General features: G+C 59.6%; 22 protein-coding genes. 12 read left to right on the top strand and 10 right to left on the bottom strand.

All coding sequences use genetic code 11. From position 1 onward, the window contains the following. The first annotated feature begins 152 nt into the window (after positions 1-152). From dxs to murA, 10 genes are all read left to right on the top strand, one after another. Complete coding sequence (gene dxs, locus ABF757_RS03510; RefSeq protein WP_415480941.1) at positions 153-2,219, top strand: 1-deoxy-D-xylulose-5-phosphate synthase; 2,067 nt, start codon at positions 153-155, stop codon at positions 2,217-2,219. Positions 2,220-2,223: 4 nt separating this feature from the next. Continuing rightward, positions 2,224-2,877 (top strand): ABC transporter substrate-binding protein, encoded by a 654-nt coding sequence (locus ABF757_RS03505; protein WP_415480940.1) that lies wholly within the window; start codon positions 2,224-2,226, stop codon positions 2,875-2,877. Between the two features lie 83 nt (positions 2,878-2,960). Beyond that, the gene (hpnI, locus tag ABF757_RS03500) at positions 2,961-4,139 is read left to right on the top strand and encodes a bacteriohopanetetrol glucosamine biosynthesis glycosyltransferase HpnI (RefSeq protein ID WP_415480939.1); all 1,179 of its coding nucleotides are present in this window, start codon (positions 2,961-2,963) and stop codon (positions 4,137-4,139) included. Between the two features lie 128 nt (positions 4,140-4,267). Further along, positions 4,268-5,695 carry a hopanoid biosynthesis associated radical SAM protein HpnJ gene (hpnJ, locus tag ABF757_RS03495; protein WP_025861050.1) on the top strand — a complete coding sequence of 476 codons (1,428 nt, stop codon included), beginning with the start codon at positions 4,268-4,270 and terminating at the stop codon, positions 5,693-5,695. Positions 5,696-5,861: 166 nt separating this feature from the next. Then, complete coding sequence (hpnK, locus tag ABF757_RS03490; RefSeq protein WP_415480938.1) at positions 5,862-6,719, top strand: hopanoid biosynthesis-associated protein HpnK; 858 nt, start codon at positions 5,862-5,864, stop codon at positions 6,717-6,719. A gap of 322 nt (positions 6,720-7,041) precedes the next feature. Beyond that, positions 7,042-8,763 carry a carbohydrate porin gene (locus ABF757_RS03485; protein WP_415480936.1) on the top strand — a complete coding sequence of 574 codons (1,722 nt, stop codon included), beginning with the start codon at positions 7,042-7,044 and terminating at the stop codon, positions 8,761-8,763. Between the two features lie 213 nt (positions 8,764-8,976). Further along, complete coding sequence (locus tag ABF757_RS03480; RefSeq protein WP_415480935.1) at positions 8,977-9,612, top strand: MarC family protein; 636 nt, start codon at positions 8,977-8,979, stop codon at positions 9,610-9,612. Positions 9,613-9,735: 123 nt separating this feature from the next. Beyond that, positions 9,736-9,993 carry a hypothetical protein gene (locus ABF757_RS03475; protein ID WP_415480934.1) on the top strand — a complete coding sequence of 86 codons (258 nt, stop codon included), beginning with the start codon at positions 9,736-9,738 and terminating at the stop codon, positions 9,991-9,993. Continuing rightward, the gene (gene dcd, locus ABF757_RS03470) at positions 9,984-10,538 is read left to right on the top strand and encodes a dCTP deaminase (protein ID WP_415480932.1); all 555 of its coding nucleotides are present in this window, start codon (positions 9,984-9,986) and stop codon (positions 10,536-10,538) included. Before ABF757_RS03475 ends, dcd begins: the two co-directional genes overlap by 10 nt. A gap of 4 nt (positions 10,539-10,542) precedes the next feature. After that, entirely contained in the window at positions 10,543-11,805 is a 1,263-nt protein-coding gene (gene murA, locus ABF757_RS03465; protein ID WP_415480931.1) for a UDP-N-acetylglucosamine 1-carboxyvinyltransferase, read from the top strand. Positions 11,806-11,864: 59 nt separating this feature from the next. Here murA and fabG read toward each other — a convergent pair whose 3' ends face one another. From fabG to ABF757_RS03450, 3 genes are all read right to left on the bottom strand, one after another. Continuing rightward, entirely contained in the window at positions 11,865-12,638 is a 774-nt protein-coding gene (gene fabG, locus ABF757_RS03460) for a 3-oxoacyl-ACP reductase FabG (protein ID WP_415480929.1), read from the bottom strand. A 113-nt stretch (positions 12,639-12,751) separates the two neighbouring features. Then, positions 12,752-13,774: a phosphotransferase enzyme family protein gene (locus ABF757_RS03455; protein WP_415480928.1), complete on the bottom strand. Its 1,023-nt coding sequence runs from the start codon at positions 13,772-13,774 to the stop codon at positions 12,752-12,754. A gap of 2 nt (positions 13,775-13,776) precedes the next feature. After that, a complete protein-coding gene (locus ABF757_RS03450) occupies positions 13,777-15,051 on the bottom strand; it encodes a class-III pyridoxal-phosphate-dependent aminotransferase (RefSeq protein WP_415480927.1) in 1,275 nt (424 codons plus the stop codon). A gap of 248 nt (positions 15,052-15,299) precedes the next feature. Between ABF757_RS03450 and qhpR the strand changes: the two genes are divergently transcribed. Further along, positions 15,300-16,364 carry an AraC-like transcriptional regulator QhpR gene (gene qhpR / locus ABF757_RS03445; RefSeq protein ID WP_415480925.1) on the top strand — a complete coding sequence of 355 codons (1,065 nt, stop codon included), beginning with the start codon at positions 15,300-15,302 and terminating at the stop codon, positions 16,362-16,364. A gap of 69 nt (positions 16,365-16,433) precedes the next feature. Here the strand turns inward: qhpR and ABF757_RS03440 are convergent, their stop codons facing one another. From ABF757_RS03440 to ABF757_RS03415, 6 genes are all read right to left on the bottom strand, one after another. After that, positions 16,434-17,024, bottom strand: a complete 591-nt coding sequence (locus ABF757_RS03440) for a LutC/YkgG family protein (RefSeq protein WP_415480923.1) — start codon at positions 17,022-17,024, stop codon at positions 16,434-16,436. Then, positions 17,021-18,424 (bottom strand): lactate utilization protein B, encoded by a 1,404-nt coding sequence (locus tag ABF757_RS03435; protein WP_415480921.1) that lies wholly within the window; start codon positions 18,422-18,424, stop codon positions 17,021-17,023. Before ABF757_RS03435 ends, ABF757_RS03440 begins: the two co-directional genes overlap by 4 nt. After that, a complete protein-coding gene (locus ABF757_RS03430; protein ID WP_415480980.1) occupies positions 18,421-19,164 on the bottom strand; it encodes a (Fe-S)-binding protein in 744 nt (247 codons plus the stop codon). The genes ABF757_RS03435 and ABF757_RS03430 overlap by 4 nt, the downstream gene beginning before the upstream one ends. 105 nt (positions 19,165-19,269) lie before the next feature. Beyond that, positions 19,270-20,592, bottom strand: coding sequence for a glycolate oxidase subunit GlcF (gene glcF, locus ABF757_RS03425; RefSeq protein ID WP_415480920.1), 1,323 nt, complete (start codon positions 20,590-20,592; stop codon positions 19,270-19,272). Between the two features lie 10 nt (positions 20,593-20,602). Beyond that, positions 20,603-21,802: an FAD-binding protein gene (locus ABF757_RS03420; protein ID WP_415480919.1), complete on the bottom strand. Its 1,200-nt coding sequence runs from the start codon at positions 21,800-21,802 to the stop codon at positions 20,603-20,605. Between the two features lie 20 nt (positions 21,803-21,822). Continuing rightward, positions 21,823-23,316 carry an FAD-linked oxidase C-terminal domain-containing protein gene (locus ABF757_RS03415; protein ID WP_415480918.1) on the bottom strand — a complete coding sequence of 498 codons (1,494 nt, stop codon included), beginning with the start codon at positions 23,314-23,316 and terminating at the stop codon, positions 21,823-21,825. Positions 23,317-23,555: 239 nt separating this feature from the next. Here ABF757_RS03415 and ABF757_RS03410 point away from each other — a divergent pair, with 239 nt between their 5' ends. Continuing rightward, positions 23,556-24,488, top strand: coding sequence for a LysR family transcriptional regulator (locus tag ABF757_RS03410; RefSeq protein ID WP_415480979.1), 933 nt, complete (start codon positions 23,556-23,558; stop codon positions 24,486-24,488). 1 nt (position 24,489) lies between these two features. Here ABF757_RS03410 and ABF757_RS03405 read toward each other — a convergent pair whose 3' ends face one another. After that, on the bottom strand, positions 24,490-24,945 hold the full coding sequence (locus ABF757_RS03405; protein ID WP_025861066.1) for a 23S rRNA (pseudouridine(1915)-N(3))-methyltransferase RlmH: 456 nt from the start codon (positions 24,943-24,945) through the stop codon (positions 24,490-24,492). Between the last annotated feature and the right edge of the window lie 6 nt (positions 24,946-24,951).

Raw genomic sequence — 24,951 nt, 5'->3', positions numbered from 1 at the left:
GCCAGATTTACTTCTATGCTTGCGTTTCTGGCAGAAACATTAAACCAGAACCATAAATCCCGCATCAACAGATACAGGCTCGCGGGTAGCCATTAACCCAGAACACTACGCAGGCCCGTCCCTGCCAACAACAAGAAGATGGAAGCGATCACATGGACAGTGCGCAGGACAAGGACGCGTTTGAGCGGATTCCGACGTTTGGCCGTTTTTCTGGTCTGGATCGCGTTCGGTATCCGTCTGACCTGAGGAACCTCTCGGTTGACCAGCTTGTTCAGGTAGCGGACGAGCTGCGTGCGGAGACGATTGACGCGGTTTCGACCACGGGCGGGCATCTTGGTGCATCGCTGGGTGTTGTCGAGCTGACGGTAGCCCTGCACGCGGTGTTCGATACGCCCGATGACCGGGTAATCTGGGATGTGGGCCATCAGGCCTACCCGCACAAGATTCTGACCGGCCGGCGCGAGCGCATCCGCACCCTGCGCCAGCCCGGCGGGCTGTCGGGCTTTACCCGCCGCTCCGAGAGTGAATACGACCCGTTTGGCGCGGCCCATTCCTCCACCTCCATTTCGGCCGGTCTGGGCATGGCCGTGGCGCACCACCTGCGCGCCAAGGACGATGCCTCCTACCGTGAGCGCAACGTGATCGCGGTGATCGGCGACGGCTCGATTTCGGCTGGCATGGCGTATGAGGCGATGAACAACGCCTCCGTTGCCGGGCCGGGTGCGGAACGGCTGATCGTGATCCTGAACGATAACGAGATGTCCATCGCCCCGCCTGTGGGGGCGATGTCCAACTACCTGTCGCGGCTGATGTCCTCGCGCAAGTTCATGGGCCTGCGTGAACTGGCCGGGCGTTTCGTCAAGAAGCTGCCTGCCCCGGTAGAGCGCACGGCCCGCAAGGCGGATGAATATGCCCGCGGCATGATCACCGGCGGCACGCTGTTTGAAGAACTGGGCATGTATTATGTCGGCCCGGTGGACGGGCATGACCTGCCGCAGCTCATTTCCATCCTGCGCAACCTGCGCGATACGGATAACGGCCCGATCCTGCTGCATGTGATCACGGAAAAAGGCCATGGCTACCGCCCCGCTGAAAACGCGGGCGATAAGTATCACGCGGTTGCCAAGTTCAATGTGGTCACAGGCGAGCAGAGCAAGGGACCTGCTGGCCCGCCCAGCTATACATCTGTGTTTGCGCGTGAGCTGGTGCGCCTTGCCGGGCAGGATGAGCGGGTTGCCGCCATTACCGCCGCCATGCCTTCGGGCACGGGGCTGGACGCCTTTGCCAAGAACTACCCCGAGCGCTTTTTCGATGTGGGTATTGCCGAGCAGCATGCCGTCACCTTTGCGGCGGGCATGGCCTCCGAAGGGCTGCGGCCGTTCTGCGCCATTTACTCCACCTTCCTGCAGCGCGCCTATGATCAGGTGATGCATGATGTGGTGCTGCAGAACCTGCCCGTGCGCTTTGCCATCGACCGTGCCGGTCTGGTGGGGGCGGATGGAGCCACGCATGCGGGGTCGTTCGACATTGCCTATCTGGGCTGCCTGCCGGGCATGACCATCATGGCGCCGTCTGACGAGCTTGAACTGCTGCACATGACGGCCACGGCCGTTGCGTTTGACGAAGGCCCGCTGGCGCTGCGCTACCCGCGTGGCAATGGTTTGGGTCTGGATCTGCCTGCTGCTGGCACGGTGCTGGAAATCGGGCGTGGGCGGATCGTGCGCGAGATGGGCCGCCAGTCCGGTGCGGAAAAGGGTGGCGTTGCCATTCTCTCGCTCGGGCCAAGGCTTGCGGACTGCCTGCAGGCGGCGGATATTCTTGCTGCTCAGGGCCTTGCCCCCACGGTTGCGGATGCACGCTTTGCCAAGCCGCTGGACACGGCGCTGCTGGAAAACCTCGCCCGCAACCATGCGGTGCTGATTACGATCGAGGAAGGGTCTGAAGGCGGTTTTGGCTCGCTGGTGTGCCACCATCTGGCGCGCACCGGCCTGCTGGATCAGGTGCGCTTCCGCCCCATGACCCTGCCAGACCGCTTTATCGACCACAACACACAGCCAGCCCAGTATGCCGAGGCCGGCCTCGACGCACCCCATATCGTCGCTACCGCTCTCGCAGCGCTCGGCGTAGACCTGAAAGCCCAAAACGGCCTAAACACGGGAAACATCGGTGGCATGCTTGCAGCGAACTTGCCAAACCGCCTTACGGGAACGACATCTTAAAACCATGACACGCATTTCCTTCCGTGCGGCCCTGGCGTTCAGCCTTGGTATCGCAGTCCTTCCGGTGGCCGGGCATGGAGTTTCCGTCCCTGCTGCCATGGCGCAATCTGCCGCGGATAACGCACCTGCGGCTCCTGTCCAGATTCTCTACAAGGCACTGGACACAGTCCAGAAAGCCCATAGCAGCTTCGCTGAGCGTAGCCAGATCGTGGCTCCGGCCATTGACCAGTCCTATGACCTGACAGCCGTGCTCAAGGCATCGGTCGGCCTGCGCTACAACGCCCTGAACGACGATGAAAAGCAGAAGCTTCTGGCGGCTTTCCGCAACTACACGGTTGCGCGTTACGTCTCGAGCTTCAAGCCCGGTTCGGATGTCCAGTTCTCCGTTTCCCCCACCATTGCGGATGCCCCGGCGGGCGGCGGCAAGATTGTCGTGACCCATGTTGGTGGCGATGATGGTTCCGCGCCGACCGAACTGAGCTATATCGTGCATCAGGAAAACGGTAGCTGGCGTATTACGGACGTTCTGCTGAGTGACGCCCATATCAGTCAGGCAGCCGCCCAGCGCGCGGATTTTAGTTCCACACTGGCCTCTGGCGGTGTAGCGGGGCTGATTGCCGTTCTGGAGCGCAAGGTTCAGAATTACTCGAGCAACTGAGTCACAACAGCGGACAGGACCACCAGCGTGCGGTGTGGCAGACACAAGGCAGGATATAACGTCGGGCAGGAAGAGGCACAGGCATGACAACCGGTGTCTTCCCTGTTCTGGCGGCTGTCAGCGCGGCATTGGCCGTCACGGGCTGTGTCCAGTCCGCTCTGGGGGCAGGCCTTTTGGCGCGCTTCCGCCAGCGTGAGCGCAGCGCCCCCCTGACCGAAGTGCTGCCACCTGTTACGGTTCTCAAGCCCCTATACGGCTCGGAGCCCCTGCTGGAAGAAGCACTTGAAAGCTTCTGCACGCAGGACTACCCGCATATGCAGATCCTGTTCGGCGTGCGCGAGGCAGATGACCCCGCAGTGGCCATTGTCCAGCGTTTACAGGCACGCTACCCGCGGCTGGACATGCGGCTGGTGGTCAACCCCGTCCTGCACGGGCTGAACCGCAAAATCAGCAACTTGATGAACATCCTGCCCTATGCGCGGCATGATGTGCTGGTGATTTCCGACTCCGATATCCATGTCAGCCCGGACTATCTGCGCCAGATTGTCGCAGCGTTGCAGACCCCCCGCACGGGGCTGGTCACAACGCTGTACGCGGGCCTGACCTCGGCCAATACCGTGGTGCAGAAGCTGGCCGCCTGCCAGATCAACCACAACTTCCTGCCCGGCGTCATGCTCTCGCGCTATCTGGGCAGGCAGGACTGCCTTGGGGCCACCATGGCCCTGCGGCGCACCACGCTGGAAGCCGTGGGCGGGCTGGAAGCCCTGCTACCCCATGTGGCGGATGACGCCCTGCTGGGCAGGCTTATCCTGCGGCATGGCCAGAACATCGCCATTGCCGGATGTATGACCTGGACCACCATTGCCGAATCCAGTGTGACAGACCTGTTACGCCATGAACTGCGCTGGGGCCGGACTGTCTGCGCACTGGCCCCAGCGGGCTATGCTGCGTCTTCCATCCAACTCCCGCTTTTCTGGGCCCTGCTCTGCGTGGCTTTTCAGCCACATGCGGCGTGGTCCCTGCCTTTTTTCTGGGCAATCTGGGCCGTGCGGGCGCTGACTTCATACCTGATCGACCGCTCCGTGGGGGCACGCGCGCTCTGGCCAATGCTGCTGCTCCCCCTGCGAGACTGGCTTTCCGCTGCGATCATGGTCGGCAGTGCCAGCGGCACTGAAGTCCACTGGCGCGGGCAGACCATGCACGTCGCTCCCCACCCTGCCGCATCGGCTCCAGCCCCGCGGAGTCTCTCCACCGGACGCTAGGGCTGGCATCGCAGGACTTGCTTTCCCCTCACGGGCCAGAGTAATTCCCTACCCAAAGCAGACCGAGGTCTTTCCGGCCAACTGGCCGCAGCCCGCTACACAGCCTTTTCCTGTCAGGACACAAACAGATGACGATGAGAACCCTTTTCCTCCAGCCTCCCACCTTTGACGGCTTTGATGGCGGGGCAGGTTCACGCTATCAGGCCCGGCGCGAAATCAAGTCCTTCTGGTACCCGACCTGGCTGGCACAGCCTGCGGCGCTGGTGGCTGGCAGCCGCCTGATTGACGCCCCCCCCGCACGCATGGGCATGGAGCCCATTCTTGAAGACGTGAAAAACCGCGATCTGGTGATCCTGCACACCTCCACCCCGTCCTTTGCCAAGGATGTGCAGGTGGCGCAGATGCTCAAGGACGTGAACCCCAACCTGAAGATCGGGATGGTGGGCGCGAAGGTTGCCGTGCAGCCTGAAGAAAGCATGCTCAAGGGTGCGCCTATCGACTTCGTTGCCCGCAACGAGTTCGACTTCACCATCAAGGACATTGCCGACGGCATGGACTTTAAGGATGTGGACGGCATCACCTGGCGCAACAAGAACGGTGAGATTGTCGCCAACCGCGACCGCGCCATGATCGAAGACATGGACAGCCTGCCCTTCGTCACGGAAGTCTATAAGCGCGACCTGCGGATTGAAGACTACTTCATCGGTTACCTCAAGCACCCCTACATCTCCATTTACACGGGCCGTGGCTGCAAATCGCGTTGCACCTTCTGCCTGTGGCCGCAGACCGTGGGTGGCCACCGCTACCGCACCCGCAGCCCGCAGCACGTGGCGGCTGAAATCCGTCTGGCGATGCAGTATTTCCCGCAGGTGCAGGAATTCTTCTTCGACGACGACACCTTCACCGACGACCTGCCCCGCGCCGAGGCCATTGCGCGCGAACTGGGCAAGCTGGGCGTTACCTGGTCGTGCAATGCCAAGGCCAATGTGCCGCGCGACACCCTGAAGGTGCTGCGTGACAACGGCCTGCGCCTGCTGCTGGTCGGTTACGAAAGCGGCAACCAGCAGATCCTGCACAACATCAAAAAGGGCATGCGCGTTGAAGTCGCGCGCGAGTTCACCAAGAACTGCCATGAACTCGGGATCAAGATCCACGGTACCTTCATTCTGGGCCTGCCGGGCGAAACGCAGGAAACCATTCAGGAAACCATCCGCTTCGCGCAGGAAATCAACCCGCACACGCTGCAGGTTTCTCTGGCCGCTCCCTATCCCGGCACGGCCCTGTTCCAGCAGGCCACCGAAAACGGCTGGCTGGACGAAAGCAACGCCGAACTGCTGGACGAAAACGGCGTGCAGATCGCACCGCTGCACTACCCCCATCTTTCCCACACGGAAATCTTCAACAGCGTTGAAGAATTCTACAAGAAGTTCTACTTCCGCGCGCCGAAGATCGCCTCCATCCTTGGGGAAATGATCACCTCGCCGCAGATGCTCAAGCGCCGCCTGCGCGAAGGCGTCGAGTTCTTCCAGTTCCTCAAGGACCGCAAGGCCGCCTGAGGTTACTGCCCCCCCACACACCGCAAGGTCTGTGGGGGATTTTATTTTGTAGCAAGGCGTTTGCGTGGCGTAGTTCATGCCCAGCCCCCCTGTCAGGCGCGCGGATCGGCCCGCCCTACCCGGCGCCTCTCATTGCCCCCCATAGCGGGCGCACGGAGTTCCCGCCATGAAACGCGCCATTATTTCCGCTGATGACTTCGGCATGTCTGTCGAAGTGAATGAAGCCATTGAAATCGCACATCGTCAGGGGCTGCTTTCCACTGCCAGCCTGATGGTCGCCGGTGCTGCCGCACAGGACGCCGTGGAGCGCGCAAAGCGCCTGCCCACGCTTAATGTCGGGCTGCACCTTGTCACGATCGAAGGCCCGGCCACGCTCAGCCATGCCGAACTCCCCCTGATTACCGGCCCGGACGGGTGGCTGTCTTCCTCGCAACTGGGGCTGGGAGTCGAGTATTTCTTTCTCCCCGAGGGCCGGCGGGAACTCAGGCGCGAAATTACCGCCCAGTTTGAAGCTTTCAGGCGTACAGGCCTGCGGCTGGACCATGCCAACGCCCACAAGCACATGCACCTGCACCCGACTGTTGGCCGCCTGATGATCGAGATTGGCAAAGGCTACGGGCTGAATGCCGTGCGCATTCCCATTGAACCCCCCGGCCCGCTAGCTTTCGCATCCGGCACGCAGCCTGATACGCTGGGCGATGCCATCCTGCGTCGCTGGACAAAGCTCCTGCGCTATCAGGCCCGCAAAGCGGGCATGATGACCAATGACTGGTGCTTTGGTCTGGCCTGGAGTGGGCATATGACCCCCGAGCGCATGGCGGCACTGGCAATGCACCTGCCAGAAGGCGTGTCCGAGATCTATTTCCATCCCGCCACGCATAAAAATACCCTGCTGCAACGGCTGATGCCCACCTATGAACATGACAAGGAACTGGAAGCCCTCTGTTCGGATGGCTTTCGGCAGGCTTTGGCGCGCACGCACACGCAATTGTGCGGCTGGCAGGATCTGGCCCGTGCAGGGTAGTCACGCCGACTGTTGTAATTTTGCCATAAAAACCTAATTAGCGTAATATTTTTAATTTTATGTCCTTATTTTTTTGTTTTTTGTAATATTATTGCGCAACTCCCCTTGACCCATACCCGGAGTTCTGGTTTTTTCTGAGGGCCGACATACCAAAAAAACAATAATGAAAGTTGGTTCCATGGCTCAGGTATTTTTGTTCCGCCCGTTACTCTTCACTCTGTGTACGGCACCTGCCGGTGTCGTCCCTGTCTGTTTGCCGTCAGCCTAGACGGTTCTGAACGCCCTCGATTTTCATCAGACGCAGATAGCAACAGGACGCGGAATGTCTCGTTTCTTCTCAAGCCGCGCTGCTCGGCGCGCGGCTGCTCCCCGTGCTTTTTCAACACGTAACGCAGGCTGCAGTTCACTGGCGCTGGCCGCCCTGTGGCACATGCCTGCTGCCTTTGCCGCACCTACGGCACCTCTGGCGACCACCACAACAACACAGGCAGCCACCGCGGCATCTGGCAAACCAGTGAGCATTGTGCACGTCACCGCAGCGCCGCTTGATGCGGAAATGCTTGGCCCGGACCCCGCCGCTATCAAGCGCCCGGCCAATACGCCCATTCCGCCAAGCGGCGTGCCCGTGCTGCCGATCAGCGGTCAGTCGCCATTTGGCATGCTCCCGATCGTGCCATCTGAAATCAAGCACTCTTTCCACCAGATCGAACTCGACGCCATCTCCAAGGGTGAAGGGCCTTCCGCCCTGCTGCCCGCATGGCTCGACGCCCAGCGCGACAAGGATCTGGACGACCCCTACTACGTGCCCACCGCAGGTACCGGCCACCTTGTGGAACCGCTGATGCCGTTCCGCAACCGACTGAAAGACAAGGGCTTTTCCTTCTCCCTATCCTACAAGGGTGAATGGATGGGGCTGTTTTCAGGCGGGCTGCCGAACGAACACGGCAACAGCTATGTGCATGAACTGACCCTGCAGAGCACGTTCGACCTCGGCAAGATGGCACCCAGCCTGAACGGCTGGTCCGTGCATACGCTCGTCATGGAACGCGCGGGCAAGGCTTACCAGAACCGCGTGGGTGAGCAGTTCGTGGCTTTGCAGGAAGTGTATACCCTCTCAGGCAACGTGGCCGCCCATCTGGTGGACATGTATGCCGAGAAAAAATTCCGCAACAACACCATGGACCTGATCTTTGGTCGTATGTCGCTCACCCATGTGTTTGCGACATCGCCACTGCTGTGCTCGTTCCAGGTCACCTGCTCGGCCCCTGTGGCTCTGAAGCAGAACCCCGGTTTCAGCGTGTATCCCAAGGCTACATGGGGCGCACGGCTGCGCTTCCGCCCCACGCGGGATACGGCTTTGCAGGTGGGTGCGTATTCTGTAAGCGCGCTGAGCGACAACCCTTCGGGCTGGGCATGGGGTGCTGAAAATGCAACCGGCCTGTCGCTGCCGATTGAGTTCACATGGGAACCCTTCCTCACACGTAACCGTCTGCCCGGACATTACGTGTTGGGTTACGCGCATGACACGACCCGCTATGCGGACAAGATCAGCACCGCGCTGCCTGCCGCCGTGGTGAACAGCATGCCCGGTGTCCACTCAGGGCCGAGCGACATGTTCTGGCTTGAAACCGATCAGATGGTCTACCGCCTTGGTGGCCGTAACCAGATGGCCGGTGGGTATCTGATGGCCGGTTATGTGCATGTGACACCACGCGCCGTAAACGTGTCTGACGAAGTCTATGGCGGCTTTTCGATGGTGGGGGTCATTCCCTCACGCCTGACGGACCGGTTTGGCGTGCTGTATTCTTGGTACAAGGTCAGCGACCGCCGGCGTGAAAGCCAGATGATCGCGCAGGACATGAACCTTTCTCTGGGGGTACATGGCGTGCAGAACGACTCTCACGTGATTGAAGCCTATTACAGCATTGACGCGCTGCCGGGCCTGATCATCCAGCCGGAATTCCAGTACATGATCCACCCCGGCGAGACGCATAACATTCCCAACTCCGCCGCTATGGGGCTGAAAGTTATCGCCAACCTGTAAACACCATGCTCCGGGTTTTTCCACCCGGGGCCACAAAACCCTGCACCATGCCCGGCAATGGGCTAGTGCAGGGCCAAAAGACAGATCCGCAGCCTATCCGGCCCTGCCAGAGAGCCATGTAACGGCGCCACACCGCACAAAGCGGGTGGTCTCTCATACGTATCTTATGCCATCGTCCAGCGCGTAAACACAGAACGCGAAAGATACGTACCCTTGGATCATACGGAAATTATCAAGGCGCTCGGCACATTTCTGGCCGTCATGAACCCGTTTCTCAGTCTGCCCGTCTTTCTTGCCATGACGGCGGGGTTTTCTGCGGGCCAGCAGCGCGCTCTGGCCTTCAAGGTTACGGTCTATTCCGCCATCATGTGTCTGATCATTCTGCTGGCCGGGCAAAAGATCATTGGCTTTTTTGGCATTACCATTGACCAGTTCCGCGTGGCGGGAGGGATCGTGCTCGCACAGATTTCGTGGTCCATGCTCAATGGCAGCACCATTACGTCCCATCAGGGTAGTGATCACGAGCAGGCACAGGCACAAAACCTGTCCAGTCTGGCGTTTTACCCCCTTACCTTCCCGCTGGTGATCGGACCGGGAACCATCGCTACCACCATCATTTATACCGGGTCCGGCAGCTCCGTAACCGACATGATGGAAATAGGCGGCATTATCGCGGGCATATTGCTGATCCTGTTTGTGACGCTGTTTTTTGCCGCCGCAATCGGCAGGGTCATGAGCGAGACAATGCGCACGATTACAACGCGGCTTATGGGGATGATCCTGCTAGCCATTTCCGTTGGCATGGTCATTGCCGGGCTTAAGGCGACCTTTCCGGGGCTTGCGCACTAAACCGCGCAGAACATGGTACCCGACAGGACAACACACGACACGCTCTAGGCATGGCAGGCCACCTCTGCTACTCAGCAGACTGTTTCCCTTTAACCGCGCGCGACTGGCCTGCCGCCTCCCTTCATGAGCAAACCCACAGACAAAACAGCGCCCGCAGCGGCCCCAAGCAGCGATCCATCCACCGGGCGTGATACGACTTCGCGCCTTTCCGCCAGAGGACAGGCCGCCCACGCTGAACGTCTGGACAGACAGGCCGCCGCCCTGCGCGCCAACCTGCTCCGCCGCAAGGCGCAGGCCCGCAGCAGGCAGGAAAACGACAGCGCCGCCGCCCCCACTTCTTCCGCCCGCCCTGAAACAGGAAAGCCCAAACCATGCCCGTGATGCCTGATACCTGGATCCGCAAAATGGCCACCGACCACGGGATGATTGAACCCTTCGTGGAAAACCAGAAGCGCGAGGGCGTGATTTCCTACGGCCTGTCTTCCTACGGGTATGATGCGCGGGTGGCGGATGATTTCCGTATTTTTACCGACGTGAACAACGCCATTGTCGACCCCAAGAACTTCAGCCCTGAAGGCTTTGTCTCGCGCAAGGCTGATGAGTGCATTATCCCACCCAACAGCTTCGTGCTGGCGCATACGATCGAATATTTCCGTATCCCACGCGATGTGCTGGTGGTGTGTCTGGGCAAGTCCACCTATGCGCGCTGCGGCATTATCGTGAACGTGACCCCGCTTGAGCCCGAGTGGGAAGGGCAGGTTACGATAGAAATCAGCAACACCACCCCCCTGCCCGCGCGTATCTACGCCAATGAAGGCATCTGCCAGTTCCTGTTCTTCAAGGGCGACTCTCCGTGCGAGACCAGCTATGCGGACCGGGCCGGCAAATATATGGGCCAGCGTGGCGTTGCCACGCCCCGGATGTAACCCGATGGATCGTTTCATTATCCATGGTGGTCGCCCCCTGCATGGGGAAATCGTGATTGGTGGGGCCAAAAACGCGGGGCTGAAACTTCTGGTCGCAGGGCTGCTCACGCCTGAACGGCTGGTGCTGTCCAATGTGCCGCATATTGCCGATATCGCCACCATGCGCGCCCTGCTGGTACAGCATGGGCTGAGCGTGGAAGACGTAAAGGGCGATGGCTCCACCCTGTCCGTGGGTGGCGATATTACGAATACAGAAGCGCCTTACAACATTGTTTCCAAAATGCGGGCATCCATTCTCGTGCTGGGGCCGCTGCTCGCGCGCTGCCACCATGCGCGGGTGTCCCTACCCGGAGGCTGCGCCATTGGCACCCGCCCGGTTGACCTGCACCTGAAAGGGCTGGAAACGCTCGGGGCCGAAATCACCCTCGAAAACGGCTATATCAACGCCCGCGCCCCACACGGTCTGAAGGGCGAGCGCATTATCCTGCCCTTTGCCTCTGTCGGGGCGACCGAAAACCTGATGATGGCCGCGACCCTTGCAAAAGGCCGCACGGAAATCATTAACGCCGCGCGCGAGCCTGAAATGGTTGATCTGGCTAACTGCCTGAACGCCATGGGCGCGCGTATTCAGGGCGCTGGCAGCGGTACCATCACCATCGAAGGGGTGGAAGCACTGCACGGGGCCGAGCACCGGATCATGCCTGATCGTATCGAGTGCGGCACCTATGCCTGCGCTGCCGCCATTACCGGTGGTGACCTGCGTCTGGTGGGTGGGCATGTCGACCATCTGGGTGCTGTGGTGCGCGCACTGGAAGAAACCGGCGTGGAAGTCACGCAGGAAGGCGACACCATGCGGGTGCGGCGCACCGGCGCCCTGCGTGGTATCGATATCATGACCGAGCCTTATCCCGGCTTCCCCACGGACATGCAGGCCCAGTTCATGGCGCTGCTTTCTGTGGCGGACGGGGCTTCCATGATCACGGAAACGATTTTTGAAAACCGTTTCATGCATGTGCCTGAACTCAACCGCATGGGCGCGCGCATCAACGTGCATGGATCATCCGCCATTATCCGTGGCGTGCATGGGCTTTCGGGCGCTCCTGTCATGGCGACAGACCTGCGGGCCTCGTTCTCGCTCATTCTCGCGGGCCTTGCCGCCCATGGCGAGACAATCCTGAGCCGCGTTTACCATCTTGACCGTGGTTATGAAGCTGTGGAACGCAAACTCGCAGCCTGCGGTGCGCAAATCGAACGCGTGCGCGACTGATACACTCCGCAGACCACGCGGCGCGGGTTAGCCCCGCAGCGTGGCCTGCGCGTAACAGGTTATGGATGCTGAGGTAAAGCCATGGCAGATTCCGGCAAAACCTGCCCACCATCAACAACAATACCCTGCCCGGTAATATAGCCTGCCTCCTCCGAGGCAAGAAACAGCGCGGTATTGGCAATATCCATAACCGAGCCCAAACGCCCCATGGGAATGGATGCCTCCATGGCGCTCAGATATTCATCACCCAGACTATCCAGCCCTTCGGTACGGATATTACCGGGCATGACCGCGTTGATGGTAATGCCATGCGGGGCCAGTTCTATCGCTGCCGTGCGTAAAAAACCCATCTGCCCAGCCTTGGACGCCCCATAATGCGCCCAGCCCGGAAAACCGGTGATAGGGCCAGTCACAGACGATGTTGCGACGATACGCCCCCAGCCTTTTTTCTTCATGACCGGCAACACCGCGCGCGTGCAGGTAAACAAACTGCGCAGATTGACCGCCATGATATGATCGAAGTCTTCCTCGGTCATGGTCTCCAGCGTGGCAGATGGGAAAATCCCCGCATTGGCACAGAGAATATCCACACTCCCGAAAGCATTTACAACCTGCTCGACCAGCGTTTCACAGTCAGCGCCGGACGATACATCCACACCAAATCCCAAGGCTTTTGGCCCAATGGCAGCGGCAACCGCCTGCGCATCTTCCGCTTTGCGCGAAACAACGGCCACCTGACAGCCTACCTGCCCGAAACGCTCGGCAATACCGCGCCCGATGCCCCGGGTGCCGCCTGTAACAAGCACCGTACGCCCTTCGAGAGACCTGAACATGCTTACCCTCCGCCGCACAAACCCCGCAGGCATGGCCAATGATGCAGCATGCCTGCCGACAGTCACATATTATTACGATATGGAAATATAATGCATAACAAAAAACATATGCTCTAGGCTGCGGCGGATCTCGACACCAGATCCGACAGAAAACCACCGCTCAAATAGTCTTTCGCCATAACCACCGATGTTTCCACAAAACCATCTTCCAGCGCCTGTGCTTCGGTCGAATGGCGGTGGGTTGCAAACCAGCCAACCATCAGCAGCCGGCGGAGCATGAGCATGGTCGGGATCATGGCCACATCCGCATCATCAAGTGCGCGCTGGCTCTGGTAACCCTGCACCCAGTTGCTGCACAGGCTTTCTATATCCGGCCCGTATTCGTTAAACGTGCAGGCACAGGCCAGCTCATACATGTGCCAGCTAAACCCGCAGTCATCGAAATCGATCAGGCACATCTCTTCCTTGTTGGACAGGATATTGGCCAGACGCATATCCCCATGCAGCAGTCCCCAGCGATTATCCGGCCTGCCATAGGCGGCCAGCCTGCGGCGCACCATCTGGTCTGCCGCCTCCAGAACCTGATGCTGCTCGGCACTCATGGCATGGTTATGTTTCCAGCACCCCCACATGGCCTGTTCGCCAATGGTGGTAGCGACCGTCCATTGCGGGCGCTCAAGGCTGTTAAGGGTTGCATTGGCATACGTATAGTCATGCAGCCGGGCGGAAATGATCCCAAGTCTGAAAAAATCCCTGTCCAGACCATCGGCTTGAGGCATATGGCCTTCAAAATACCGGAACAGAACCGCATGCTGTTCGCGCTCACCACTCCCGATAATAACCAGTTTTTTGCCGTCCACAGCGGGCAAAACCGGGGGAGTCTGCAACACGCGGTCTTCTATCAGGCGGTCGATAAACGTGATTTCAGCCTGAATTTCAGCAATTTCGCGGTAATGTGGCCGGTGCAGGCGTAATACATGCACCACACCACCGGGCCCTTCTACCCGGTAGACGGCATTTTCAGAAAAGCTCAGCAATGTACAGCGTGAGTTTTCATGCAAACCATAGAGCGGCAAAAACGCCTGCGTGTTTTCATACCACTTCCATGATGTTTCCTGCCAAGCGGCGTCTCTCATGCTCACACCCTTTCGCTCATGACAGGGGCACTGGCCACCACGGCATCTTCCAGCCGTTGCAGAATGTCTCCCACCTGCCCGGATGTCAGAAGCAAGCCGGGCTTGAACTGCAAGACGCGCGGATCAAGCGTGGAGAAAATGGCCCAGACCCCGCGCTTGTAAAGCTCGCGCATGACGGGTTTGGCGCCCTGCGCATCGTTGAATTCCAGACCGATAATCAGCCCTTCCTGACGAATACCAACAAACCAGTCCGCATGGCGCGAACGGATATCCGCAAGCCCCTGCGCAAACTGCTTGATAACAGCATGCACATTGGCCACGGTCTGCTCACTGGTGGTGATATCCAGCACGGCGGATGCCACATGGCACCCAACCTCAGACCCGGAGAAGGTGGACATATGGGCAAAGCCGTCACGGTCAAGCCAGCCACCGGCTGCCTTTGTCATCAACAGTGCGCCAAACGGGTAGATACCCCCACCTAGCCCTTTGGATGTCACAAGAATATCAGGCTGCACATTCTGGCGCGAAATGGCCCACAACGCGCCAGAACGCATCAGCCCGGTCTGGACCTCATCGGCAATGTACAATGCACCCGTTTCATCGCACAGGGCGCGGATCGCGGCGAGGTAACCCGGCTCAGGCAACGGAAAACCGTAGGTAGCCGGAATGGTTTCCATAATGACAGCCGCGGCTGGCTCCGCCCGCAGGGCCGTGCGCATGGCGTCAAGATCATTAAAGGGCACCTGCTCGAACTCTTCTGGCCTGTCCGCAAGGAACAGGCGGCTGAAGCGCTCATCGCCCGTGGCAACGGCAAGCCCTGTATGGCCATGATAGGCCTTGCGGATGGAAATGATCCGCCGCCGTCCAGTCGCAAACCGCGCGGATTTAATAGCAAGGTCAATCGCCTCGCTCCCACTTGTGGCATAGGCCACACGCTCGAAAGGCTGCCCTGACAGGGCCAGCAGTTTCATAGCCAGCGCGGTGCGCGAGGGCGATGGAAAATGGTGGTTACCGATATCAAAATACGCCAGCCCGTCTGTCAGCGCCTTGATCAGATCGGGATTACGGTGGCCAAGGTTATAGGTGCCCCCATTAAGGTGCACATCGATCAGTTCATGCCCGTTGATATCGGTCAGGACATAGCCTTCGCGCCGCCCGATTACGAGCGGCACATCAGCCTCCTGCCAGAAACGGGTTTTGTCCGGGTTCCAGTACCGTTCCGAGGCCGCGAGAACCGCTGCCTTGTCGCTGAATCCCGCCAGATACGGATCGGTCATCTTACACTCCCTGCCTTGCCCCGTAATGAGGCTGATGATGCATTCAGTGTATGCCTCCGCCGTGCTGGCATTTAATGGCAGACGGTCACAATCTCATGCCATTTGATGACAGAATGCCGGTGACTATGACCCTCTGCCACGCCGCCACATGTTCCATGATAGAAATGATTTGACGCAGCCTGCCTCTCATGCGCTATCCTGCATGCCTGTCCCTTGCATCAGGCAGACATGACCTTGCAGGCTTGAACATGACACAACTGGCACAGGCCCCCTTTGGCCCGGACAGGTTTTCCACCACTGTTCTGGCCTCCGTTGTTCACGGGTTCGACACGTTCATCCGCCAGCGTGGCGGAAACCCGACTGACGTTTTCGGTCAAGCCGGACTGGCTGTTCCGCGCCAGTGCGCCCCCTCGGACATGGTCTTTCTGGACACCTACTGTCAGGCACTGGACTACGCGGCACACAGCACGCGCACGACTCATTTTGGCTTGTGGTTCGGCCACCAGTTTGCTCCCAGCCGTCTGGGCCTGCTGGGCTATCTGGCCCTGTCAGCCCCCACTCTGGGCGATGCGCTGGACAATCTGGCCAGCTTCTTTTCCGTTCATCAGGACAACAGCACTGTCAGCAGCCAGATCCGGCGCGGGGTCTGTGTGCTGGAATATAGTGTGGACGCGCCCAACCTGAGCAACCACCGCCATGATAGCGAACTCTCTCTGGCGGTTTTCTGCAACCTGATCAAAGCCGCCATGGGCCCGACATGGGCCCCCACCGAGGTGCATTTCCGCCACGAAGCCGCAGCACAGGACAGGCAGGACCACGGGCAGGCTTTCGGTTGCCCAGTGCATTTCGGCAGGCGTTCCAACGCCCTGCTGTTTCCGGCATCGGTGCTCAGCACCCCCATGCCCGATGCGGATAGTATCCTGTTCTGCACTGCCAGAAGCAGCCTGCTGAACATTCAGGCGGAAAAAACTACACGCACACAAACACGCAATATTCTGGAAACGGCGCGGCAGGTTATTATCCACCTTCTGCCGCAGGGATATCCATCTATTACCGCCGTAGCCGAAGAACTGGGCTGCCCGCCATGGACACTCCAGCGGCGGCTGGCAGACCAAAATGCCAGCCACCGCCAGCTTGTTGAGGAAACACGCCAGCAACAGGCCGTGCATTACCTGCAATCAGGCCGTTTTTCCGTCGCCCAGACCGCCTTCATGCTGGGCTATGCGGAAAGCAGCTCCTTTACCCGCGCCTTCACACGCTGGCATGGCCACGCACCCAGCAGCCTACTGCCGGGCGTCACCCCACAGGACTGACCTGCCACCCGGCCCCGATACAATCAGAGCGCGAACAGCAGGCAACCCCCACCCGGTTGCTACGGGCGCTTATGGTTCCCACCAGACACTGAGCGTACGCACACCCTGCGCGCCGCGCACCAGCACACCCTGAATATCGGCTGTGGCTGAAGGCCCGCTCATGAGCACCCCATAACGCGCGGTATGAAATTCAGGCCGCTCGATATAGGCAGTGTGCATATTGGCCGTAAGCGTAGCTTCCGAGAGGATCACCACAATATGCTGCGTCAGATGTGCTGCGGAATTCAGCGTCGGCAATTGTGCTTCACTCAGGAAAATAGAACCCATTTCCGCAATGCCAAATGGCGCGCGCACAACCAGCACATCCACTTCGGCAGCTTTTTGTGGGGTGCCCAGTTCTTCTATCCGCACCGTGCCTTCAAAATCCGGCACAGCCGAACAGATGATTTTCGCATCGGCAAAGCGGCGGGCAATAGCAGCGCTCAGGCTTTCACCGACCTGCGGCTCAAGCACCTGTCCGCCCAGCAGGGCCAGGCTTTTTTCAAAGCGTGCGCGGCCTGCATCCATATTACCCAGCCGTGCAACAGGCGGCAGGGGATGGGCCGCAGGGTCAGGCCGGTTGTCACGCAGGCGGGCCAGAATGGCATCACGCGAACTCATGCGTCTTCCCCTTTCTTTTTGGTCTTCAGGCGGTTCTGCTTATACCAGCTATGGAATGTCTGTTTGACCGGGTGAGGCAGTTCGCGGTTCTTGCCCCATGGGTTGAGCCAGTTATACAGCGCAAAACGTGGCAACACTCCCAGCGCTGTTTCCGTGCCACTAATGGCCGCACGGTACAGCTTGGGCTGGCCCATCAGCCGCCCGGCCATGTTCATGACCTCACGTTTGACGAAAGGCAGTTCATGATGCTCGGCCAACACGCGCCGCCATTTGTAAAGCTGGTCGTGAATATTGATCCTGACCGGGCATACATTGGTGCAACTGCCGTTCATGGTCGAGGCAAAAGGCAATGTGCTGTATTTACGCTCATTGAAGGTCGGATCAATAATCGCACCGATAGGGCCTGAATATACCGCCCCATAGGACAGTCCGCCCGAACGCCTGTACACCGGGCAGGTATTCATGCACGCCCCACAACGGATACATTTGAGCGAAGTCCAGAAATCTTCCATGCCCAGCCGGTGCGAGCGCCCGTTATCGACCAGCACCACATGCATTTCGCTACCATCCTGCGGGCCACGGAAATGCGTTGTGTATTGCGTAATGGGCGAACCCAGCGCACTGCGCGAGAGCATGCGCACGAACACACCCAGATCGGCCATGCGCGGCACCAGACGCTCGATCCCCAGCGTTGCAATATGCAGGCCCGGCACGGTAGCGCTCAGATCGGCATTGCCTTCATTGGTGCAGACCACGAAAGAGCCGGTTTCTGCCACCACGAAATTACCGCCCGTCATGCCCGCATCCGCCGCCAGAATAACCGGCCGCGCCGCCAGACGCTGCGACCACGCAAGGGACTGCGGATCATCATCATTGGGGTCGGTATGGTAGTGTTCTGCAAAAATCTTGGCCACATCAGGCGTCAGCTTATGCACTGCTGGCACCACGATATGGCTGGGCATCTGGTTATCAAGCTGCTGGATACGCTCGCCCAGATCGGTTTCGGTAACGACAACGCCGCGCGGCTCCAGATATTCGCGCATGTTGCACTCTTCCGTCACCATGGACTTGCTCTTGATCAGCGACTTTACGCCATGCTTTTCAAGAATTTCGCCCACGATCCGGTTATGTTCCGCGGCATCGGCTGCCCAGTGGACATGAATGCCATTCTTTTTCGCGTTGGTTTCAAACTGCTCGAGATAGTCGGGCAGGTTAGCCAGCGTGTGTTCCTTGATCTGCGAGGCAAGAGTCCGCAGTTCCTGCCATTCGGGCAGTTCGTGCATCTGCTGGTCACGCTTCTGGCGCAAATCCCACAGACGTTCATCATGGAATGTCAGGTGCGGCGTGTCCTTTATGAACGCCTCCGCCGCCCGCGCGTGATTGACTGGCTTGACCTTCATGCCCGTGCTCCGTTCAGGATTTCGGCAATATGAATAAAGCGGATTGGCACGCCTGCCCGCTCCGCGCAGCCCTGCTGGTGCATCATGCACGACGTATCGGCCGACACGATGTATTCCGCCCCTGCCTGATGGTGGTCACGCACCTTGTCCACACCCATTTTGGCTGAAACCGCCTCTTCCGTTACCGAAAACGTGCCGCCAAAACCGCAGCATTCATCCGGCCTACGTGGCGTGGCAAAGGAAATGCCCCGAACCTTGGAAAGCAGGTCCATGGGTTTGGAAAAAAACGGCTCACCCAGTTCAGACATGCTGGCAGTGCGCAGAGCCCGCAGCGTGCCGCAACTGTTATGCAGCCCGACCTTGTGGGGAAATTCAGCCCACGGGAACGCATCAACCTTCAGCACGTCATGCAGGAACTCGACGAGTTCATAGGTGTTTTTGCGAACATGACGCACTTCATCCGTCTGGGGAATGGCGTCGAAATTGTCTTTGACATGATGCGCGCAACTGCCTGAAGGCATGACAATAGCATCATATTTCGCAAAATTTTTCACAAACAGCGCCTCGGCTGCCGCTGCGTCCTTGTTGCAGCCGGAATTGGCCATGGGCTGGCCACAGCAGGTCTGGTCCAGCGGGTATTCCACATCCTGTCCCAGTTTTTCGAGAAGTTCCAGCGTAGCGATCCCTGTTTTGGGATAAAACGCATCAATATAACAAGGAACAAACAACCCGATTTTCATACGCACCCCCGTGCCGGGCATAGCGATGCCCGCAATCGAATAAATCACTCACAAATAAAAACCTGAAACCCGCGATCAGTCTTACGCGCGGGTCTCACACCCCTCTTACCCGGCTGCAATCTGGGCTTTCGCCAGTGCTGCGGGCTCGGGGCCGCCAGTCGCCCAGTCCAGAAGTTCGACTGTATGCACAAACGGAATCCCAACATCTCCGGCAAGCTGTGTCATGCAGCCAATATTACCGCTAGCCGCAACCAGTGCGTTAACCGAGCGGATATTGCGCACCTTGCGCTCCTTGAGTTGCTGCGCAATCTCGGGCTGGAGCAGGTTATACGTGCCCGCCGAGCCACAGCACAGATAGCCTTCAGGCACATCCAGAACCGTAAAACCGGCTGAGCGCAGCAGGTCTTTTGGCTGGTTGATAATACGCTGACCGTGCTGCATGGAGCAGGCGGAGTGATAGACAATCCGCTGGCCGGTGGGGCGTGCAGGCGGCATCAACCCGATTTCGGTCATGAATTCGCTGATATCGCGCGCCATGGCCGATACGCGGGCCGCCTTGTCCGCCCATTGCGGGTCAAGCCGCATGGCATGGCCATAAGCCTTGACCGATGTTCCGCAACCCGAGGTGTTGATAATGACAGCATCCAGCCCTTCGGGACCATCGGCCTCACGCAGCCATGCATCAATATTGGCCTTGACCAACGGCAGGGCCTTGTCCTCTGCGCCCATATGCTCGGCAGGTGCGCCACAGCAGCCTGAACCCTGCGCCACGACAACTTCCACCCCATGGCGCTGGAGCAGGCGGATTGTCGCCTCATTAATGGCCGTATCCAGAGCAGTCTGCACGCACCCATTGAGCAGCGCCACGCGTTTGCGCCGTATCGTGCCAGGTGTGACGGTAAATGTCTGGGGCCGATCCACCGGGCTGGGTGCTGGCAGCGGGCTGGCAGGCACCATATCCATCATGGCGCGCAATGTGCCTGAAAACAGCCCCCGCGCAGGCCGCGCCAGACGCCCCAGCGCAATCGCCTTGCGAAACAGCCCGGCATTGGGCAGCAGCCTTATCAGACTTTCGCGCACCACACGCTGAAACAGCGGGCGGCGGTAATGCTGCTCGACATATTCGCGCCCATGGGCAATCAGCTTCGAATATTCCACCCCGGACGGGCAAATGGCCTCGCAGGCCAGACAGGTCAGGCAGCGATCCAGATGTTCGACCGTGCGGGCATCCGGCACACCCCCTTTTTCATACATGCCTTTGATAAGGAAAATACGCCCGCGCGGACTATCATTTTCCTCATGACGGACAGCATAGGTTGGGCAGCGTGACAGGCAGACACCGCAATGCACGCAGTTGCCGATAATCTCTTTTGCCAGTTTGATATTGGCATCCGCATCCTGCGCGGCCTCGGGAATATGGCTGAGCATTGTGCGTCTCCTATGCCTGCACTGTCATGCGACCGGGATTGAAAATACCGGCAGGGTCAAAGGCAGCACGCGTGCGCTGTTCAAGCGCTGCAACGCCTGCCGCCACTGGCGGAAAAGCGCCGAGCTGGCTGCGTATGGCATCCGGTGCACGCAGGATCATTGCCCGCGCACCAATTTTTTCCGCCATTTTGCGATAACGCAGGGCGTCCACCTCCGGCTGTACTCCGCGCATGGTGGAAAATACAACGCCCCCTGCCCAGTCCACAAAAAAGCGGTTGATGCAGCCAGCCTTGCGGGCTTCATCCACAAAGGCGGGCATGGCGGTAGCCGGCAGGTTTACCCGCCAGACCAGCTCATCCGCCTTTGGTGCTAGGCAGGACAACTCGCGAATGTCACGCCACAGGGCCTGACTTTCTTCCTGCTCGACCACGTGGGGTGGCGTGGGCAGCAGGGCTTCCAGCACCTGCCGGTTACCGGCAACGCCCGGCACCGTCCCTTCCACCCGGATCACGACCTCGCACTTTCCATCCACAGCCACCCGGCGGGCAAGCCCACCGACACCCAGAGGCAGGGCGCGGATTTTTTCAAACAGGGCGCGATCCTCTTCAAGCGTGCTGGCAGGCAGAACAAGCGTCAACTCCGCACGGGGGGCTGGCAGTACCTTGATGGTTACCGTCGTCAGCGCCGCCAGCGTGCCGCAGGCACCTGTCACCAGCTTGCTCAGGTCGTAACCGGTCACGTTTTTCATGGTGCGGCCACCAGCCTTGAACACGTCACCCTGACCGTTAACGCCCTCAACCCCGAGCACAAAATCCCGCACGGCACCGCTCAGAATACGCCGCGGCCCGGAAAGGGCCGTGGCAACCGCACCACCCAGCGTGCTGCGCTGTCCGTCCGTTCCATACAGGCCAGTATAGCGGGGCGGTTCAAACGGCAGATACTGGCCCTTTTGTGCCAGCATGCTTTCCAGCTCATCCAGCGTCAGGCCAACCCCGGCGCGGATCACCAGATCCTCGGGGTCATAAAATGCGACCTGATCAAGCCCGCCAAGTGTCAGTTCCCGGCTGGCGGCAACAGGGTTGCCAAACCCCCGCCGGGTGCCATTGCCTGTGACCGCCAGCGTGTGCCCGGCCGCTGCGGCATCCATAATGATATCCGCCACATCCTGCGTGGTGGAAGGCCGCAAACATGCTGTCTCTGTCTGTGTCATGTCAGAAAACTCCGCCTCGCTCAGAAACGCGGGATATCAGGAAAACGGACAACGCCATTGCGCACATGCATGCGCCCGAACTCGGCACACCGGCATGCGGTGGGAAACACCTTGCCGGGGTTCAGCAGTTCGGCAGGATCAAAAGCGCATTTGACCATCTGCTGCTGGTTCAGATCGATGTCAGTAAACTGGTGTGTCATGAGGTCACGTTTTTCGACCCCCACCCCATGCTCGCCGCTCAGCACACCGCCCGCATCCACACAGGCGATCAGCACATCAGCGCCGAAAGCCTCGGCTTTTTCAAGGTCACCGGGTTTGGCGGCGTCATACATGATAATCGGATGCAGGTTGCCATCACCCGCATGGAAACAATTGGCGTAATCGAGCCCGTATTTGACCGACATATCGGCCATTTTGTTCAGCACTTCAGGGAGCTTGTTACGCGGAATGGTGCCGTCCGTGCAGTAATAGTCCGGGCACAGCTTGCCAATGGCCGAGAAAGCCAGCTTGCGGCTGCTCCATATTCTCTGCCGTTCCTCTTCCGTGGTGCTGACCTTGGTTTCAATCGCCCCCTGAGTGCGCGCCACGTCACTCACCACATCCACCAGCGCGTCCACCTCTACGGCGGTGCCGTCAAGTTCGCACAGCAGCAGGGCCGCCGTATTGCTGTCAAAGGTCTCACGGATCAGCACAGACACGGCATCAAGCACCTTGCGGTCCATGAATTCGAGCCCCGCTGGAATAATCCCCGCCCCGACAATGGCCCCTACGCAGGCACAGGCTTCCTCTACCGATGCAAAGCTCATGGAAATCACGCGCGCGACTTCAGGCACCGGCTCCAGCCGCACGGCAATTTCCGTCACCATGGCCAGCAGCCCTTCGGAGCCTGTGAGCACGCCCATCAGATCCATTTCACCTTCCGCAGCACCCAGATAGGCACCACCCAGGCGAATGACCTCGCCCGTCATCAGCACGGCTTCAAGACCGAGAATATGGTTGGCTGTCACACCGTATTTCAGGCAGTGCACACCACCGGCATTTTCCGCGACATTGCCACCGATGGTGGAAATAAGCTGGCTGGACGGATCAGGCATGTAACACAGGCCAAGATGCTGCACCGCCTCGCTGATTTTGATATTGGGCACGCCAGGCTGCAAACGCGCAACGCGGTTGGCGGCATCTACTTCCAGCACGTTGCACAGGCGTGATGTTACCAGCAGAATGCCATCTTCCAGCGGCAACGCCCCGCCGGACAGCGACGTGCCAGAACCGCGCGGCACCACCTTGATACCTTTTGCATGACAGAAGCGCAGGATCTGCTGCACCTCCGCCGCCGAACCGGGCAGGACAACCAGCAACGGCATGGCCATGTAAGCCGTAATACCATCGCACTGATAGGGCCGCCTTTCCGCCTCATCGGAAATGACCCATTCCTGCCCGACAATCTGGCGCAGCGCCACCGCCAGAGCTTCGCGCTGGTTCATAATGTCCTGACTGGGCTCGGGCATCTGCATTGCGTCATCTCTTCCGTTCTGAACCGCCACAGGGCACAAAAAAGGGAAAAGACATGACGCTTTTCCCGCACCTGCCCCCGGTTCGGTTACAGTCTTCAATTTGCCATGACAAACGAAATATCACAGCCGGATCAGCATGCCAGCCAGCGACCCGTCCATGGCGCGCTTTTGATATAACAAGAACGCCACGCCTGCCACTATATCTTCAAGACAACTGCCATATGCTATACGTATGGGTGATGGATATCAGGCACCTGCGCTATTTTGTAACCGTGGCCGAGCATGGAAGCATCACCCGTGCTGCCGAAGCACTCGGCATGGAACAGCCCCCGCTCAGCCAGCAGATACGCCAGTTGGAGCGCAATCTGGGTGTCGTGCTGTTTGAACGCCAGACACGCGGTGTGCGGCTGACGGATATCGGGCAAGCCCTCCTGCCCCGCGCCCGCACGATCCTAGACCTGCAAGGGCAGTTTCTCTCAACCGCGCAGGAACTCGCCCGAGGCGAGGCCGGGCATATCCGCATGGGGCTTGCCGGAGCCGTGCCGCTTTTGCCGGTTATTCCGCTGACTATCCGCCGTTTTCGGGAAATGGTGCCCAATGTCACGCTCTCGCTGGAAGAGAGTAATACGCCCGCCCTGTGCGCAGCACTCCATGACCACACGGTCGATCTGGCCATTATCCGTCCCCCTGCCCCTGACCCGGCACGGCTTTCGGTTTTTCACCTGCTGGACGAACCCACCGTCATTGCCCTGCCGCGCGGGCACAGGCTGACAACCTGCCCGGTCATCAGCCTTGATATGGTGGCCGACGAGCCTCTGATCATTTTCGCGCGAGAACTGGGGCCGGGTTTTCATGACGCCATTCTCTCCGCCTATCAGTCGGCGGGAGTAACACCTGTGATCGGCCAACAGGCGCCGCAGATTGCTGGCACCGTGCCCTTGGTGGCCGCAGGGCTTGGTGTCAGTGTCGTGCCGCGTTCACTCAGCCAGATCCATGCTGGCGGCGTAACCTTTCATGCCATCAGCGCACCCGCCCCACGTGCCACGCTGGCCGTGGCCATACGGGCGGGACAGAACATGCCACTGGTGACCCGGCTGGTACACGTTCTGCGCAGCGCCTGCAAAGCATGGGAAAAACAACTGGTTGCCGAATCGTTTTTTGAAACGGAGTAAATCAGGGCCTGCCGGAACGATGGTAAGGGTGGCCAGCCAGAATGGCCTGTGCCCGGTAAATCTGTTCCACCAGCATGATGCGCACAAGCATATGCGGCCAGGTAAGAGCCCCGAGCGAAAGCGTGGCATCGGCCCGGCGCAGCACGGAGGCATCCAGCCCTTCCGCACCGCCAATAACAAAACAGGGCTGCCGGCCATCGGTCATCCAGCCCTGCATGGCGCTGGCCAGCGCGGGGCTACCCCATGACTGTCCACCTTCATCCAGCGCCAGCACAAAACTGTTCGCCGGGCAGGCCGCCAGAATGGCCTGTGCCTCACGCCGCTTGATTTCCTCGGCACTACCCCGACCATCAGGCAGTTCCACAATATCAAGCGCTGGTCGCAGGCGTTTGCGGTACCGATCAACAAGCGCCAGTTCGGCCTTGTCCTTCATGCGGCCTACCGCCACAAGCCGCATCAGCCC

The organism is Acetobacter papayae, from assembly GCF_047721125.1.
Classification (GTDB): Bacteria; Pseudomonadota; Alphaproteobacteria; order Acetobacterales; family Acetobacteraceae; genus Acetobacter; species Acetobacter papayae.
The sequence above is the reverse complement of the archived record's forward strand: the minus strand, read 5'-3'. Positions and strand labels throughout refer to the sequence as shown.

Excerpts from the sequence above, each read along its gene's own strand:
- dxs (WP_415480941.1), top strand. The coding sequence starts at position 153 with ATGGACAGTGCGCAGGACAAGGACGCGTTTGAGCGGATTCCGACGTTT.
- ABF757_RS03505 (WP_415480940.1), top strand. The coding sequence starts at position 2,224 with ATGACACGCATTTCCTTCCGTGCGGCCCTGGCGTTCAGCCTTGGTATC.
- hpnI (WP_415480939.1), top strand. The coding sequence starts at position 2,961 with ATGACAACCGGTGTCTTCCCTGTTCTGGCGGCTGTCAGCGCGGCATTG.
- hpnJ (WP_025861050.1), top strand. The coding sequence starts at position 4,268 with ATGACGATGAGAACCCTTTTCCTCCAGCCTCCCACCTTTGACGGCTTT.
- hpnK (WP_415480938.1), top strand. The coding sequence starts at position 5,862 with ATGAAACGCGCCATTATTTCCGCTGATGACTTCGGCATGTCTGTCGAA.
- ABF757_RS03485 (WP_415480936.1), top strand. The coding sequence starts at position 7,042 with ATGTCTCGTTTCTTCTCAAGCCGCGCTGCTCGGCGCGCGGCTGCTCCC.
- ABF757_RS03475 (WP_415480934.1), top strand. The coding sequence starts at position 9,736 with ATGAGCAAACCCACAGACAAAACAGCGCCCGCAGCGGCCCCAAGCAGC.
- dcd (WP_415480932.1), top strand. The coding sequence starts at position 9,984 with ATGCCCGTGATGCCTGATACCTGGATCCGCAAAATGGCCACCGACCAC.
- murA (WP_415480931.1), top strand. The coding sequence starts at position 10,543 with ATGGATCGTTTCATTATCCATGGTGGTCGCCCCCTGCATGGGGAAATC.
- fabG (WP_415480929.1), bottom strand. The coding sequence starts at position 12,638 with ATGTTCAGGTCTCTCGAAGGGCGTACGGTGCTTGTTACAGGCGGCACC.
- ABF757_RS03455 (WP_415480928.1), bottom strand. The coding sequence starts at position 13,774 with ATGAGAGACGCCGCTTGGCAGGAAACATCATGGAAGTGGTATGAAAAC.
- ABF757_RS03450 (WP_415480927.1), bottom strand. The coding sequence starts at position 15,051 with ATGACCGATCCGTATCTGGCGGGATTCAGCGACAAGGCAGCGGTTCTC.
- qhpR (WP_415480925.1), top strand. The coding sequence starts at position 15,300 with ATGACACAACTGGCACAGGCCCCCTTTGGCCCGGACAGGTTTTCCACC.
- ABF757_RS03440 (WP_415480923.1), bottom strand. The coding sequence starts at position 17,024 with ATGAGTTCGCGTGATGCCATTCTGGCCCGCCTGCGTGACAACCGGCCT.
- ABF757_RS03435 (WP_415480921.1), bottom strand. The coding sequence starts at position 18,424 with ATGAAGGTCAAGCCAGTCAATCACGCGCGGGCGGCGGAGGCGTTCATA.
- ABF757_RS03430 (WP_415480980.1), bottom strand. The coding sequence starts at position 19,164 with ATGAAAATCGGGTTGTTTGTTCCTTGTTATATTGATGCGTTTTATCCC.
- glcF (WP_415480920.1), bottom strand. The coding sequence starts at position 20,592 with ATGCTCAGCCATATTCCCGAGGCCGCGCAGGATGCGGATGCCAATATC.
- ABF757_RS03420 (WP_415480919.1), bottom strand. The coding sequence starts at position 21,802 with ATGACACAGACAGAGACAGCATGTTTGCGGCCTTCCACCACGCAGGAT.
- ABF757_RS03415 (WP_415480918.1), bottom strand. The coding sequence starts at position 23,316 with ATGCAGATGCCCGAGCCCAGTCAGGACATTATGAACCAGCGCGAAGCT.
- ABF757_RS03410 (WP_415480979.1), top strand. The coding sequence starts at position 23,556 with ATGGATATCAGGCACCTGCGCTATTTTGTAACCGTGGCCGAGCATGGA.
- ABF757_RS03405 (WP_025861066.1), bottom strand. The coding sequence starts at position 24,945 with ATGCGGCTTGTGGCGGTAGGCCGCATGAAGGACAAGGCCGAACTGGCG.